General features: G+C 38.8%; 4 protein-coding genes. All 4 read left to right on the forward strand.

Going from position 1 to position 18,591, the window contains the following annotated elements:
• The first annotated feature begins 30 nt into the window (after positions 1-30).
• On the forward strand, positions 31-5,625 hold the full coding sequence (locus J0M08_06915; protein ID MBN8702777.1) for a hypothetical protein: 5,595 nt from the start codon (positions 31-33) through the stop codon (positions 5,623-5,625).
• A gap of 47 nt (positions 5,626-5,672) precedes the next feature.
• Positions 5,673-8,216, forward strand: a complete 2,544-nt coding sequence (locus J0M08_06920) for an SBBP repeat-containing protein (protein ID MBN8702778.1) — start codon at positions 5,673-5,675, stop codon at positions 8,214-8,216.
• Between the two features lie 41 nt (positions 8,217-8,257).
• A complete protein-coding gene (locus J0M08_06925) occupies positions 8,258-9,034 on the forward strand; it encodes a hypothetical protein (GenBank protein ID MBN8702779.1) in 777 nt (258 codons plus the stop codon).
• Positions 9,035-9,075: 41 nt separating this feature from the next.
• On the forward strand, positions 9,076-18,591 hold a 9,516-nt coding region (locus tag J0M08_06930; GenBank protein ID MBN8702780.1), incomplete at its 3' end, for a hypothetical protein.

Genomic DNA, 18,591 nt, shown 5'->3' on the forward strand with positions numbered 1-18,591 from the left:
AGACCACTTTGAAATATAGTACACATGATAATGAACAGAAGAACTATTAAAAGAAGATTACAATTTGAAATAGCAAACCCATTTTGTTATTTATTTGCTGGAATAATCCTATTTGATGTACTATTTCCTGCCTGTGCATTTGCCTTGGGAAATGGACCTAGTCAGCCGGAAGTTCAGAGTTTTGAACCTGCAGAGACAACCAATATGGTTGATCCTTTCACAGGAGACTTTACTTACAATATCCCACTGTTAAGTATAGATGGCTATCCCATCAATATTAGCTATCATTCGGGAATAACGATGGATCAAGAAGCTAGTTGGGTAGGGTTAGGATGGAATATTAATCCAGGAACAGTAAATAGGAGTATGCGAGGGTTACCAGATGATTTCAGAGGAGATGTGGTTACAAAGAAATTCAACCAAAAAACAAATAGAACTATGGGTGCAAGTACCGGTGTAGGGCTTGAGTTTGTTGGTGTTCCCACCGGTGCAAAATTTGGATTGAATGCAACTGTTGGGTTACGGTATAATAATTATTCCGGCATTAGTGTTGAGAAAAGTATTAATGCTTCGATTAGTTCTGGCGATAATGTTAAGTTACCATTAAATGCAAGCTTGGGATTAAATTCAAGTAAAGAGAATGGACTTACCATTCAACCTTCAGTTGGCTTAAGTAAAAAAATTAAATCTGCAGATGCCTCAATAGCCAATCTAGGGCTTAAGGTAGGAACTGCCTTCAACTCAAGAGCCGGTTTGAAATCGCTTTCTATAAATACAAGTGTATCCAATGCAAGACAGATAAATACCAAATCTGCAAAAGCGTCTAAGGTAATTTCGGCATATGCTACACAACCTATTGGTGGTGCTGCCACTTGGGATTTCGGAATGCCTACCTATATTCCACAGGTATCACTGCCAATGGAAAACACCTCCCTTTCAGCTTCTTTAAAAGTCGGTGTGGCATTAGCGTTAGGCTATCCGAGTGCAAATGTCTCAGCTTATTATTCAGCACAAAAATTAAGCACCAATACTAGTAGCAATCCTGCGTTTGGGTATTTTTATGCTGACGAAGGAGCTAAATACAACCATTCTCTTTTGGATTTTAACAGGGAAAAAGATGGACCCTTCACACAAAACACTCCTTCTTTGCCATTAACCAATTTTACCTATGATATCTACTCTGTGACCGGGCAAGGAATGTCAGGAAGTTTTCGTCCATTCAGAAATGATGTTGGATATGTATTTGATCCGGAAGTATCTACAACCTCCAATGGGGGATCTATTGGTGCTGAAATAGGAGCCGGAAATATTTCACATGTTGGGGTAGATTTAACTGCAAATTCATCTACCAGTCGCTCAGGAAAGTGGACTTCTGACAATGGAGCAACGCCTTATCTTAACTTTACTTCAGCAGTAGATGCAAGTTTGTACGAACCCCATTATTTAAAAGAGGCTAATGAAAAAACAGTTGATGCCGATTCAAGTTTCTTTCAGAAATATGGATCTTTTGATTCCTACAGAGTAGAGATTGATCAACCGGCTAAATTTAAAGCCAAGGCAACTAATTTTATGGTAAGCAATCAAGGTGCGCCAAAAACGTTAGTAAATAGCAATCTCAAACAAGCTCGTGATCGTAGAAATGAGCTAATAACAACAATTTCTCGGCACGATCTGGATAGTTTGGGATTGGAGAGAAGCCCCCTTCTTTATTTTGGAGCAAAACCACACCATGTGGCCGAGATTACCTCAGTTGGAGCTGAAGGACAACGTTATGTGTATGGCATTGCGGCTTACAATACCCTTCAACAAGAAATATCGTTTGCAACCGGTTCAAATACAGGCGATAGAGGAACCACAAACAATGACTTTAATTGCAATACCGGGCTAGTAAAGTATGCTCCATCTGAAAATTCAATCTCAAATTTAAAGGGAATTGATAATTATTATTCTAGTACAGAAACTCCCCCCTATGCACACTCTTATCTCTTAACAGCTGTACTTTCTCCGGATTATTTAGATAGTGACAGTTTGAGAGGGCCTAGCGATGGAGATTTGGGTACCTATACAAAATTTGAATATAAAAAAATTGCAAACTATAAATGGAGAACCCCTGTGCAACAAGATAGCGCATCGTATAGCGAAGGGTTAAAATCGATTACTTCGGATGATAAGGGAAATATATTATATGGAGAAAAGGAGTTGTGGTATTTAAAATCAATCAACACAAAGAATCACATAGCAATATTTCATACCTCTAACAGGCAAGATGCTATTTCTGTAAATGGCGTAAATGGCGGTGTTAATACAACAAATACGGCAATGCAAAAGCTTGATAGTATTTCGCTGTATGTAAAACAGGAGTACCTAAAAAATCCTTCAACAGCAGTGCCTTTGCAGCGCGTACATTTCCAATATGATTATTCTTTATGTAAAAATGTACCAAATCATGTTACATCAGGACAGGGAAAATTAACGCTAAAAAAAATTTATACTACTTATCAAAAATCGCTCAAAGGAAGTTTGAGCCCTTATTCTTTTGAATACAATAGCATTAATCCGAATTATGGAATGAAAGCCTATGATAGATGGGGGAACTATAAGCCCTCTCCTTCCAATGCGTGTAATTCGTTCAGCAGCAATCTTACCAATGCAGAATATCCTTATGTAAATCAGAATAAAGCGGAAGCAGATTCTCTTTCATCTGCGTGGTGTTTAACAAATATTACAATGCCAACAGGCGGATCAATTAAGGTGAAGTATGAATCGGATGATTATGGTTATGTTCAAAATAAACAGGCTATGCAAATGTTCAAGATTGCCAGCATGAATTTGAATGATACAGCCAATACAACTGTAAAGGGAGTTGCTTTTGATTTTAATCCTGCGGATGATAAGTTGTATTTTAAATTGCCCGATCCTTTCATTGAAATAGATAAGTACTTTGAAGGGATAGAAGATCTATATTTTCGGTTTCTAATGCGCATGGATAAACAATCCGCCTCGGATACCACAAACTATGAATTTGTCTCCGGGTATGCGAAAATAAGTGCCAAGGGGAAAGTCGGAAATTTTGGTTGGATTCAACTGGACCCTGTAAAATTAAAAGATAATGGTTCGCAAGTGTACAGTCCAATTGTAAAGGCTGCCATTCAATTTGGACGAACATACATGCCACGACAAATGTATTCGCAACCCACCGGAAATTTGAATGAAAATTTTTCATTTAATGTGGGAACGATAAAAGACTTGGTTACAAGCTCAGTCCTTGGAAACATCGAAGAAATAGTGAAAGGTCCAAATGAATATATTCATACTACCAAGCAGTTTTGTCGTACTGCGATGATGAATAAAAGTTGGATTCGATTGAATAATCCCTCTAAAAATAAGTTAGGTGGAGGATGTAGAGTTAAGCGTATCGAAACCAGTGACGAGTGGTCTAGCATGACGGATAGTTTAGAGTCTTCCTTTAGCTATGGTCAAGAATACAGTTATACCACTGAAGATGGGAAATCCTCCGGTGTAGCAACCTATGAGCCTCAATTGGGTGGAGATGAAAATGTCTTAAAACAGCCGATTTTCTTTAATAAAGAAAATTTGTTAGCTCCTGACGAAGAAAATTATGTAGAAACCCCATTTGGTGAAAGTTTTTATCCATCGCCTTCTGTTGGATATTCTCGTGTTACAGTTACCAATCTGCAATATGAAAAAGTAAAAAGGCATGCAACCGGAAAGATAGTGCATGAGTTTTATACTGCTAAAGATTTTCCTGTGATTACATCTAGAACTGATTTAGAAACGCGTAGAGAAAAGGATTCTCCATATAGCTTACGTTCCATTTTAAAAATTGATGTGCGTGATTTCATGACCGCTACCCAGGGATATGCGATAGAGCTGAATGATATGCATGGGAAACCAAAATCACAAAAGGTTTATCAAGAGGGAATTAACACGCCAATAAGTATGGTTGAATATAGCTATAAGAAAACACCGTATTTAGATGGTTCATTTCGATTAAGTAACAATGCAACAGTAATTTATCCAAATGGAACTTATGGGCAAGCTCAACTTGGTGTTTTCTACGAAGGTGTATTTGATGCAAGAGAGCAGGAGACAAAAACTAAATCAGCCTCACTTAATGGAAATGTTGATATTACCGCCCCGGGAATTCCCGTTCCGATAATCATTCCTTCTTTTGCAAAGGAGAAAACGCGGTTTCGTTCCATGACTTTCACAAAAGTAATTCAACGTTTTGCCCTGCTCGATGAAACCATCGCAACGGATTTAGGCTCAATAGTTTCTACAAAGAATGTTGCCTACGACTCAGAAACAGGAGGAGTATTATTAACCCAAACAAAAACAGACTTTAACGATGAAATTTATTCATTTACATACCCTGCACATTGGTATTACGAAGGAATGCAACAAGCGTACCAAAATATAAATTTTATGAAGAGCGGAGTTGTTTTTGGTAGTACAAGCAGTGCAACAATTGCAAATGCCGAAAAGTATTTTCATCCCGGAGACGAATTAGCCTTGTATGCCGGCAGCACCAAGAAACGCGTTTGGGTTTCTGATGTTTCAACAAATTCAATTACTGTAATGGACAAACAAGGCAACATTGTAGCGGGCAGTTACGATATAAAAATTGTAAGGTCAGGTCTTCGAAACATGGCCTCTACTCCTATCGCTACTTTAACATTATTAAGCAACCCACTTACTAATTTGTCCGGAAATAATTTTGAGAAAATTCTGCAAGCAGGTGCCATTGAGTTTTCGGATGAATGGAAAACAAATTGCGATTGTTTCTTAAATGGTGGCAGTCAAAGTGTATTTACAAAGAACCCGTACGTTCTAGGAACAAAGGGAAATTGGAAGCCGACTCGCAGCTATCTTCATTTATCAGGTAGAACACAGAGCAATTATAATAATAATACAAACATTCGGAAAGATGGTATTTTCACTTCTTTTAGTCCATTTTACAAGCTTACCGGAGGCAAATGGGACATAGATGGGAACAATTGGACATACACAAGTGAGGTCACAGAATTTAATCCATACGGCAGAGAAGTGGAAAATAGAGATGCCCTTGGGCGTTATTCTTCTGAACAGTATTCCTTCAATCAAACCTTTTATGCTGCCACTACTGCAAATTCTAAATATAGAGAATCTGGCTTTGATGGATTTGAAGATTACGCATTGGCTAATTGTGCCGACAACCATTTTAGGTTTCCAAAGGATTCAATTGTGATAGATACCTTGCAAGCGCATACAGGAAGAAGAAGTATAAAAGTAACCAGTGGCAATCCTGCCGAATTAAACCGAATTATAGCAGATGCATGTACTGCAAAGAAATGCAATTTAGAAATTAGCCAAGCAGATTTCCACACTGTTGTATCCGGAGGAACGGCTCCATATACTTTTGATTGGAATATCACACAAGGGAATGCAAAAATTGTGTTAGGAGCATCTGGAACAGAGCTTATCATATCAAATATTCAAGGCGTAAATAATACCGTTCGATATATTGTAAACGTTACAGATGCAAAGGGCTGCACCGCCACAAAATGTATCGAATTAGTTTATAATGCGCCCAATTACGAATCTACGTTTTGTAGTGAGTATTAATTTTTGAGAATAACAGAACCCTTTTTTTACCAAATGAAATAAACAAAATGGAAAGAAAAAATTTAAGTTTTATACCGGCACATACAACTAGAATCAACCATAAGATAGTAGCTGTCGTTTTTATCCTTTTCCTTTCAATGGGAAGAATTTCCGCGCAGCTAGGCTCTTCGTGTTCGACTCCATACGAAATTTGTGAGGATTTGGCATTTAATAAGGATGTAAGTGGGTTTGCAAAAATATGGTATACGGTAGATGTCAGCGAAACACCTTTTGATTTTGACATCACCTTTACATCGGGTAGTACAATGGATTCTATTTTTGTGTGGGGTCCTTTTACTAGTCCTTCCGATTCTTGCACCATTATGACCAATGGAACTCTTCCCGCTTTTTACAAAAAGCCTATTGGTGGACTTTCGCACACACTTTTATCTGATAGCTTTCCTGCGGGAGAAGGTATTTATGTTATTGTTGTTAGGTATGGAAATGGATTTCATTCGATAGGTGTTGATATAGAAGGAATATTTAATTCCGCATGCATTCCTACTGTTTGTAATCCATTGGTTACGATTTCTGTCGGCAACAAATTTTGTTGGGTAAAAAAAGGGGGAAGTAAATCAGCAGAAACAGGATGGCAAGTAAGAAATGATGCCCTTGGAAATAGTTATGTAACAGGGGTTGTAAGAGATACTGCTATTTTCGACAGTTTTCAAATAATTGCACAAGGAAGTGCTGATGGATTTATTGCAAAATACGATCCCAACGGCATTTGTTTATGGGTAAAAAACATTGGGAGTGTAAGTGATGACAGGTCCATCAGTTTGGATTTAGATAATTCTAACAATATATATGTTACGGGGTATTTTACAGGAACTACGGTTATAGGAAGTACTTTAATTACTTCCTATGGCTCATTTGATAGCTTTATTGCAAAATTTGACGCCAACGGGAACTTCCTTTGGGCAAACCATTTTGGAGGAACCTCTAATGATTTTTCTAACAATCTTGTTGTTGACAGTAGCGGAAACTGTTATATCGCAGGAGGCACAAATTCTTCCACAGTCAATTTTGACACGATATCACTTTCGGGCTTTGGGGGATTAGATGCATTCATAGTGAAGTACAATAGTTCGGGAGTTGCACAATGGGCAAAAAATGGCGGAGGGAATTCCGGGGAACAAGCTTTTGGAGTTGCCATAGACCATAGTGGCAATGTATATATCACTGGATTATTTGCGAGTGCTACCGCAACTTTTGGAGCAATTAATTTAACAAAAACCGGAACCGGAGATATGTTTTTGACGAAGTACTCTTCTACCGGAACTGTAGTTTGGGCAGTTGATGCCGGTCAAAATCTTTCTACCCAAGGAAATAAATTAGAAATTGATGCAGTAGGTAATGTCTTGATGATTGGAACATATACAGGCTCATCGTTAGTAGTTGGCACTTCTACAGTGACTAGTGCCGGCAGCAATGATATTTTCATAGCAAAATATAATTCTTCCGGCACACCTTTGTGGGCAAAGGGTGCGGGAGGAAGTGGAGATGATCAAGCGTTAGGGATTGCAATGGATGGCCCAAATGATTTTATAATCAGTGGCTACTATTCAGGTACGGCCATTTTTGGTAGTGACACAATGCAAAGTAATGGCGCGGAAGATATTTTTATGGCTAAGTATAGAGCCCTCAATGGAAACTTTATTTGGTCAAAGGTGGTGGAAGGCGATACTTTAAATGACGAGGCATTCGCTTGTAATGTGGATGTATTTAATAACAAGTTTATTACTGGTTTTTTCCGCAAAACCAATTCATTTGATGGTGTACAGCTTACAAGTGCGGGGGATAACGATTTTTATTTGGCAAAACTGTGTGCACATACTCCTGTAGTAGTAATTTGCATTGACTCCTCAATCACATTGTATGCCAGCGGAGCTGATGAATATAGTTGGAGTCCTTCTTCGGGATTAAGTGCAACTAGTGGTACTAAAATTATAGCTAGCCCTACTGTTACCACTACTTATACGGTAATTGGTCTGTTAGCCGGCACTTCATGCAGAGATACTAATACAATAACAATTGTTGTGGATAGTTGTATAAGGAACATCCCATGCTACAGTTGCATCAGTTCCTTTGCACCGGAACTAGGAAAAAAGTATATCGTTTCCGCATGGGCTAAAGAAGAAAGTGCTCCAAGAACGAAAACAACTTTTGATAAGCCTGAATTATACGTAGAGTTTCCATCAATAGCGGTTTCCTTTGGACCTTTTAAACCTTCAGGCGAAATTATTGATGGTTGGCAGCGAATAGAAGGTTCATTTGTAGTTCCTAATACTGCAACCAATATCAAAATTAAATTAACGGCTGTTAGTGGAACTGCTTTTTTTGACGATGTACGAGTTCATCCTTTTGATGGCATGATGAAATCCTTTGTGTACGATCCTCAGACGATGCGATTGGCCGCTGAATTGGACGAAAGAAACTATGCAACATTATTTGAATACGATGAAGAGGGTAAACGTACTCGAATAAAGAAAGAAACAGAAAAAGGAATTATGACTATTGAGGAAAGTAAATCCAATAAGAAAAAAAGATAATCCTTTAAGATTTAAATCTGGAAACAAAAAAATTAGAAGTAATGTTTTACATACAACAAAAATCGTTTGCTAGTCGGTACTCTTTAGCACTTTGGATGAAGTGTATGTGTTTTATGTTTAACTTTTTATGTTGCACAGCACTTGCACAAGTTCCTACTTGGAAATCTTGTTCAATCGAACAAGCAACCCAAGTTATAAAGAGTTCATTTAATTGGTTTAGCTCCGAAGAAGCAATTTCTGTGGTTACCACGCATACCACATACCAAAATTTTGAAACAAAAATTCCATACGAAAAGCATAAAGGTTTTTACAAGAAGTATAAAAACAATTACCACAGTCTAATTTCAGGTATTCATACCATTCAGAATGACAAATATAGATTGGTTGTTGATACCGTCACAAAGCAAATTATGCTAGCAAATGCCTCTGATTTAGCGTTTTTTATGGAAGACAATCAAACCTTACAAGAGCGATTAAAACTATGCACTCAAGTTGAGGAGCTTCAAACACCTCTTAGCGTTTATTACAGGTTGCAATATCCGCAAACACATGCTGTTTTAAAAATGGAAGTAGAAATAGGAAAAGACGGCAGGATAAAAGAAGTAGTTTATTTTTTAAATCAAGAAATTAAAAATGAAGACCAAAGTTCATATTCGGTAATTAACCCTCGACTTTCAATTATGTTTAGTAATTATAAAAGTCAAGTAGCAAAATCCGAATTTGATGAACAGAAATATATTAGTTGGGCAGAAAAGAAACCTGTTCTGAAGGAAAAATATAGAGACTTTGATTTTTTTGATGCAAGAGTACAAGAATAAAATGTTAACTGAGAGAAAATAGAATTTTATACCATAAAAAGATGAATAGATTTTTTTCAAAATTGATGATTGTAGCAACGGTGTTGCTAAGTGTATCTGAAATCCTTATAGCAGGAAACCTCCCTCCTATTACGAGTCGTTTACAAACCGGGGCTACCTATACTGTTTCCCCAGGTACAAAAGATACGGTTGATTTGAATCCTAAAACAGGAAATTTTTCTGACTATGAGGTTGCAGATTTAATTACATTTGGTTACGACCACGCCTCCATTTTATATACCGATTCGTTTAGTGCAAAAGTTGTATTAGCAGTTCAACCATACGACCAAAGTAATTCAGCAGGGACTCCATTTACTACGACCCTTTCATTAACCTACCAACCGTTTAATCGAGCTAAAGTATTTACAGATAAATCTATTTATCGTTTTACGGATGCGTATAAATTTACTTACACTGTTAGTTCTGTTTATATTAATTCCTCTACGGTAACGGCTATGCCATCCAATTTATTTTTGGAGGGAGATATTGTAGGGCAACGATATTATGATTTTTCACTTGCAACTGATACTACTATTACTATGACCAGTGTTGCACCTGTAGATACGGATTGTGATTCAAAATACGATGAAGTTGCCGTAACATGGAATACTGCTGCATGGGCAGAAGAGTACCAATTGGAATGGACTTTTGTAAACGATTATGGAAGTACTATTGGAACATATCTTGCCGCTTCTTCGTTGGAATTTGAGATAAAGAATAACAGCACACGCGTAAGTACAACAAATAGTTATTATAATATTACCTTGGCTTTTGAGCACGGATATGTATTATTTCGTGTCCGAGGGATAGGTCGAGACCACTCTCATCCAACTAAAATAATTACAGGGCCTTGGAATTTACTTGACAGAGGTGTTGTAAGCGCACAACCTGCCAACAATAAGTACCATAATGTAACAGCACATGAACACGACAAGAACTGGGTGTTTACAGGTACTTTTGCCGAAGAAGGAAAAAAGCGCGAGGTAGTAAGTTATTTTGATGGAAGCCATAGAGGGAGGCAAACGGTAACCAAGAATAACTCCGACAAAACAACGTTGATCAGTCAAACAATCTATGACTACCAGGGTCGACCTGCTGTTACTGTTCTTCCATCTCCTGTTTCTACTGCAGCACTATGTAATGACGGAGACGAAACAAGCATCCACTTTTATCCTAAGTTTAACCGTGATGATTCTTCTTTTGCATATTTGCGAAATGACTTTGATGTAGATTCCGACACCAATACCTGCGTTTCTTTTACACCCGGAATGAATACAGGCTATGGGGCTTCTAATTACTATTCTCCCGCCAATCCCGATAATCTTTTGCAACAAGCTTTTGTTCCTGATGCGCAAAAATATCCATTTAGCAGAGTAGAATACACCCCGGACAATACGGGTCGTATTCGCAGACAGGGCGGTGTAGGAGAAGAATTTCAACTAGACAATGGGCACGAAACAAAATATTTTTACGGACAGCCCAATCAATTGCAGCTCGACAGGCTTTTTGGTTCCGAGGTAGGCGATGCAACGCATTATAAAAAGAACATGGTAGTGGATCCAAACGGACAAATTAGCATTACTTATTTAGACCAACAAGGGCGAACCATTGCAACCTCCTTAGCGGGCGAACCTCCTGCCAACGTAGCAAAATTGCCTCTACTAGATTCTGCTAAAAAAGAGTTTTTAGTTGATTTGTTGGCTCACGATGCCAATGGAAAAAGTAATTTGAACTCAGTTGCTGTTTCTGGCGATGCATTGGTTTTTAGTTCACAACTATTGGTAGGGCAAGAAAGCAATCACGATTTTAGGTATGTGTTGCAATCAGACACCTTGTTTGATGCATGCCTTTCTGCATCGGTATGTATAGGTTGTGTTTATAATTTTGACATTAAGGTAATTGATGAATGCGGAATAAATGTTGGCCCCAATTTAGGTGGCGATACCTTGCTTGGGCATTTTGAATTAGACTCCCTTAACAGACCCGTATTTAGTACTGAGTGCCATTCTCCTTCCGTATTTTGTGATTCTACAATTTTTACCAAGCTACTTACTCCCGGAAACTATACAGTATCAAAAACACTTACAGTTAATCCGGCTGCTCGTACTTATTATTTACAACAATATTTAGACTCTTCCATAAATACATGTGCAAAAACTAAGAGTGATTTTATTGCAGCTGCTGTAGCGGCATTAGATACAAGTGGATGTAATATTACCTGCGAACTCTGTGCAGCTTCCTTGGGAAATAGAGACACAACAATAGCTTCCGGTGCGATGAGCGATTTGGAATACGATGCCTTAATGGAAGAATGCCAAGCGCCTTGTAAGAAAATGAATTGGTGTGAACTGGTGTATGAGCAGTTATTATTGGATGTTGCTCCTTCGGGTCAATATGCTGAGTATAGGGATAATGCAGGTGCAATTAATCCGGGACAATTCTCTTTGTCCGTTTTCAACACCGGAAATATTTTGCCCATAAATTTTGTGGCCGGGGCGGGAAATTGGAAAACACCTAAAGTAACCGTGAATGGAAATACTTACTCTTATTACCTCAATGATGATAATACGCGCACAACAGTTGCCTTAGCACCTATCAGCGGAGGGTTTTCTCCTGCAGTAGATGCCGGTAAGGAAATATACGACCCATCGACAAACACCTATTTCACCTATCCGGAGTTCTTAGCAAATGTGTCCGATTTTATTAGCCTATGGCAAGAGAGTTGGGCTAGATCATTGGTGCAGTTTCATCCGGAGTATTGTTATTATACAAATTGCAAGCAATATGCAGATAAGCACCCGGGCGAGCATTTAACCAGTAATGAGTTTGACCAAAAGCTACTGGAAGCAGAAACTTTTCAGCAGGCCGTATCCGATAGTTTGATTAAAGGTAACTATGCAAGTATTACCATTCCCGACAATCGTATTCAAAACTATTTTGCAAGCTCTTCTTTGCATCCTTACGACCCATTTGCAACCTCCGGTTCATTTTATCAAATCGGCTATCCTACATTAAATTTTGCAACAGCGTTAGCCAATAAATTTAATAACTATGTAACTGTGGGCGGAAACTCCTATAGTATGATAGAAGCCGCTTCCATAATAACTCGCTGTGGGACACTTTACAATGTTGTTCCCAATAGCAGTTGCCAAAATTTTGGAAAAGATTACTATTCACCCGGAGATCCTTTAAATGATTCTATTCGTGATAAGGAGTGGCATCTTTTTAAAATGATGTACTTATCTGAAAAATATAAAATTCAAAAACTAAGAGCAGACGAATACGGACAATTATATTGTTATGGATACAACGGTTGCATTGGCAACAGCTCTTACAATCCGTTTGCAACGGGCATGATTTCAACCCCATTTACGAGTGCTCCATTTTTTAATTTCCTGCAACCTTGTGGTATAGCTACCCTAACACAGTATATTGGAAAACAAAAACGATTCCCGGACTATACTGATTTCCCTGCCATCGATGAGCAGCAGGCAGACTACCAAGTATTTTTACAAACGGGTCAGTGTCCAATGGTACAGCAGCTCCAAGGCTTTTTAAATGGCTTTGCAGGCAAGCAATTATTAGATACTTCTCTGTGGGTTGATTTAACACAGCATGCAGAGTTTACACAAGATTTATACTATGCTATAACTGATACCTCAATTACAGATTCAACATTTATTCGGTACAAGTGGAGAAAAGTTGCAAGTTCAGCCGATACATTGAATGTTGATTTAGTTAATGCAGCGGATAGTATTTCTCAGTGTAGTTTGCGTTTAATTAAAACCGGAGCCGGAATTTCAAATTGGGATGAAATTGCGGAGATAAGAAATGTTCGATTTACCAATTTTACCTTTGGCTACTATAATTTTACAGCATCGGCTATGGTGCAAGTTGACTCTGCAGGCTTTAGCAGAATGGTGGCAAAAACTATACGCGGTCGTTCTTGTATTAAACTTAATAATTGCAAGTTCCCTTTTGAATGCGAGGCAAATGAGTTTGCTCAAAATGTATCTAATTTGATGTCTGCCTTGGCCTTTACCGACTCGCTTACCGGTGCAGCGGTAGATTTAACACAAGCTGCCTATTCAGGCTTTGTGACCCCTATACTTATTAATACATTGCAGGCTCCGGACAGTAATTTACGTTGGCACTACGTTTCTTCCACTAGTGTATTTCATCTTTACCATGTAAGCACTCCCTCACATAAGTTGGAATTCAGGTTTTTGAATTATAACCCAATTTCATTTTTGGTTGGCGATTTGAATAGCATTAAGAAGTTTACGGATGTGGCAGGAAACTACCAACATTATTTTACAATTAATGGTAGAGATGCAAACGACTCCCTACTGGTACAAATTGAAGCAAGTGTAATCAACTACTTTGCTGCAGACAGTGTTTTCCCGATAAGTATGGGAGTATGCGGACAAGCCGACCCGTTGAACTGCAATGCGCCTGCTCAATTGGTAAGAAAGGATTTTGAAGCTTTATTGAAAGCGGTATTAAGTAAAAAACCTTTTGAAGAAAGTATCGATCTAGTTCAGAGCCCTGCTTACACTTCGTTGTTGCGTTCAAACTTTGGCGCAGATGTAACATCTACGAGTAGCACTTACACGCAAACTGTTATTAGCGGCACCCATCGCGATACACTTACTTTTTCTATTCCCAATTGCACCATGTTTGTGGTTCATTCGGATAACAATAGTCCTGCGAGGGATTACAGCAATTTGGTGGACTTAATTAATTTGCGTGCCACCGGAGCTCCTGATGCTAATAACAATCAGCATAGTTTTACTGCAATTGGTGTGTATAAAATTGGAACCACTTACTATAAGGATATAATCTCCGGATATACTTGTTTGCCGTTACAAAATTGTGTGCCGTGTGAACCCTACACAAAGTCATTTAGCCTTTCGGAAATTTATTTACAGGACAGCTTGGCTATGGATCTGGGAGAACTGGTTTATCTCGATTCTATTATTGCACCATCCGAAGGCTGTGAAGGTTTCTATGAAGAGTTTTTACTTAGATTAGAAAGTTACAACAACTCAGATTATGCACAACATTTTAACGATTCACTAGATGAAGAAATTTATCCTACGTACGAGAGTTTTGAAGAAGCAGGAATGTGTGCATGTGCCGGAAGTTATTACAATTATTTAGCTCCTTATGTAGAAAGTCCTGCGGATACTACACTTCCATTACCCGTTGACATAAATAATTTTGGACCGTGCCTATTTGTGCTCGATCCTCCGGTAGATTCATGTGCACTGCGGTACCAAGAATACTTAACTACAGTAGAAGCCTTTAATACCTGGGCAAACGAATTTGAATTATATACCTATACTATTTCTTTCGTACAATCCGAAGCATCATTTGCCCAAGATGGATATTGTTATTGTTTAGACCAATACCAATCGTATTTGCGTGCTGTAATTGATGGAGTAATTACTGATTCCTTGGATATTATTAGAAATAAAAACCTGAATTACAATTGTGCCGCAGTTAGGTTTACATGTAACACACAGGCACCACCGGACAATAAACCTTCTCCGTTTTTTACCAAGTTTGATAATCCGTGTGCAGAGCAATTGCTCAATATTGCCATTGAAAATGCCGAAACACGCTATGCGCAATATGTCGATAGCCTAACTACCGCATTTGCTGCTAAGTACAATGCACATTGTGTAAAAGCAAACGAATTATACACTGTAAAATATGACGACAAAGAGTATCACTTTACTTTGTATTATTACGACCAAGCAGGAAACCTGGTAAGAACAGTGCCTCCGGAGGGTATCAATGCATTTGACATAACAAGTTATGCCGATGCCAAGTCACAGGAAATAGCAGCAGATCGAGCAAACAATACGCATCTGGTTTACACCGATCATCACATTGCAACTACCTACGAATACAATAGTTTGGGGCAGTTGGTAAAAGAAAGTTTGCCCGACCACGATAAAATTAATAGTTGGGAATATTCGCTTACCAATGGATTGGACAGCCGATTGAAAATAGTTACTTCGCATTTTGTAAGCGAGAGCCGCGGATATTTAACAGGCTATATTACTATTGGCGGAATTGACAGAGGATATGTATATACCACAAATGATGGGGGTGCAAATTGGGCCAGGGTAAACAATCAAATTGGAGTAGATTTTGCCAAGATACAATTAGTAAACGACACCGGCTATGCTGTGGGAGCAGCAGGTACAGTAATGCGTACATTGGATGGTGGTGGAACGTGGGATTTATTCAATACCTACGAAAATGCGGGAACCAATGACTTACAAGCACTCTATTTTATCAACGGAAAAAAGGGAGTAGTAGCAGGAAAAGCGGGCGCAATATTTACAACGACCAATGCATGTGTTACCTTTTCGGCAGCAACGGGAATTTCATCTGCCTACGATATAACCTCCGTTACTCATGATGGTACCAATTATTTCGCAACAGCCAAAGATGTAAATAATCTAGGGTATGTATTTAAAAGTTCCACTGCTTCTACATGGACCCTACAGGCATCTCAACGCACAACAGATATTTTAGATATCAACTTTATTGGTTCTGCCGGAACCAATACGGTGTTTGCCAGCGGAAAAGAGGGATTACTTTTAAAGAGTACAGATGGGGGTACTATTTGGAATACCGTTAGTACAGGGTTAACAAAAAACATAAGAGATATTGCCTTTATTGACAACTCCTATGGACTTGCAGTTATTGATAGCTCGACCGGTTATGGTCAACTCTATACAACTACTAATGGTGGAGCAACGTGGAGTTTGCTAAGTGGTTCGGGAGAATATTACAACAGTATTTATCAATATTCAGTGGGGAATTTTATTGCTGCTGGAAACGCAGGCAATGTAAAACGAGTGGTGTTTTATGCAGGTAGTTTTGGAACAATAAATATAAGTCCATCTGGTGCCGGGGGAATTAATTTTGCTACGGCATGGGCAAAGAATTATTCGGGGAGCTCTATTTTTGCTATTGCAGCCGGAAATAGTAAGGATGTGTATTTTACCAATGAAGCGGAAAAGCCAAATCCGTTTTGGTTTAATGTAAGTAATACCGCGGTTACAGGCAGCAGCCCTGCTTTCAAAAAAATTGTGATGGCTGTAATTGGCAATACCCTTACAGGTACAGCATTGTACGACACACAAAAACTGGCTGCATTATTTAAAACAAGTATTTCCGATACAAGTATTGATGTAACCATTTCTGATTTTAGTGGCTCCGCCTCACATAATTATCTCGACTTAAGTGAGAATATAAATAACAATTCCATTTACACGCTAAGTGTAAACGCAGGAAATTACTATTTACATAAAATAGCATTAAGTGCTGCCGGAACTACTACAGTGTCCACGTATGATAATGCAGTAATTACACCAAGCAATAGCCTTACTTGTTTTGTGTCTAATACAGTTGCGTTTACATATAGGCACCTAACAGGTGGCGAAAGCGGAGAGTTATGGAGAAGAGCAGGAGGGTTTTTAACACCACGTAGTTTTACGGAGACAAGCCCTAATACGGTTCCTCCTGCCTTGCACGATTTAATAGCATTAGGTACAAATACACTTTTAGCCTGTGGAGACGATGGAGTACTTGTTCGCACTACCAATGGAAGTAGCTGGCAAGCTTTGAAGAGTGGCACTGCCACACCATTTAAGGCCATTGCATTTACCTCTGGAAACGATACACTGGTAGGTGGCGATAGTGGAGCACTGCTTAGAATAAAATCAATTAGTGGTATAACAGCCCAATTGGAAAGCTTAAACTCGGGAACAACAAACAATATAACAGATATTGCCGTAAAGAATAGCAGTGGAATCAAAGCCTATATCACAGCGCAAAACGGAACAATTAATTACATTGCCGATGTAAATAGTCCTTCTCCTGTTTCGGTAAGCGTAAACACCGCAGCACAGCATGTAAACGGGTTGGCCTTTAGCAGCAGCAATGCTATGGCTATAGCTGTTGGCTCAGGTGCTGCCATGTACAATATGGGTGGCGCAAGCGGAGCTAAATTAAAAGAACTGTTTTTACCAAAACTAAATGACATCCATTTTGCTGACGCATCTAATGGATACATTGTAGGATTGAAAGGAAGCATTCGTAAAACAGCCAATGGCGGTAGCAGTTGGAATTTTATTTTACCTACCATTAGCAGTGGCGATTTAATTGATCCGTATGCTGTATTTACCTATACAAATTCTACCGCTAACATTGCAGGAGAGCGAGGCTATGTAGCGGTTGTAAGCAGCAATACAGTAAGTTCTATACAAGCATTGAATAGTGCCACGGCAACAGCGGTAGTATTTACCGATATTGATGTAAAGAATAATGAAGGATATATTGTGGGAACCAAAGGAACCGGAGGTAGTAGCTTACCACACTACTTTTACAGTAGCAACGGAGGTAGCAGTTGGACAACCTCCGTTACTCCTTCTTATATTGGAAAAGGATTAAATGGCGTGTTTGTTTTTGATAATGGGAATGCCCTCGCAGTAGGGAAAAGCGGCAGTGCCTTTTATTTAAACGGAAGCACTCATGCAATACAAAGCACAGCCACATGGCCAAGTCATGCAACTACAACCAATTTGAATGACGTATTCTTTCATGACGACAAAAATGGGTACATCGTTGGAGATGGAGGACTATTGCTAAGAAGCACAGGCGATATATTTAGCAACAGTACAATTACCGGGGATAGTACAGTATGGGCAGCACAACCAAGTAACGATATATATGGGGTAAATGACAGCACAGAAATAGACATAAAAACAGTGTTCTTTCCTAGAAGATATAATGGCTTTGTGGGAGGCAGTTGGAATACGGCTACCACCACTCCTAACTATGCACGATTGATTCACGATGAATCCTTTATGTATTCTGTGTACCATTGGTACGATAGGCTGGGTAGATTAATCCTATCGCAAAATACTCGCCAGTATAATATATCTCCCTTTAAGAAGTACAGTTACACTGTTTATGACGCGTTAGGTAGAATAGTTGAAGTTGGCGAAAAAGGTGAAAATGAAGATGCTCCAACCGATTTCTTGTTTAGAGATATTTTTGGAACCTATGTAAATGGGTATTTTAATAAATACACCATTAGCGATAGTTTGTATAGTGGATGGTACAATGGAACCGGTAGTAGAACGGAAGTAACACACACCTACTACGATACACAACAACTGGTAGATACAGGTTTTTTCAAACAAGAAAATTTACGAAAACGTGTAGCAACTGTTACATACGAAGATACGCTGGATGGCAATGATACTACATATCAACATGCGTTGCATTTCACATACGACCTGCATGGGAACGTAAAAAGCTTATTGATAGACAACCAAAAACTATGGTATGATTTGGTAAATAATGGAATGGATCCGGATGATGCGCAAGCCTTTAGGTATAAGAAAGTAGATTACGAGTACGACTTAATCAGCGGCAAAGTAAATACCATAGCGTACCAACAAGGCAAGGCTGACCGCTTCTACCACCAT

This window comes from Bacteroidota bacterium (assembly GCA_017303975.1).
GTDB lineage: Bacteria > Bacteroidota > Bacteroidia > JAFLBG01 > JAFLBG01 > JAFLBG01.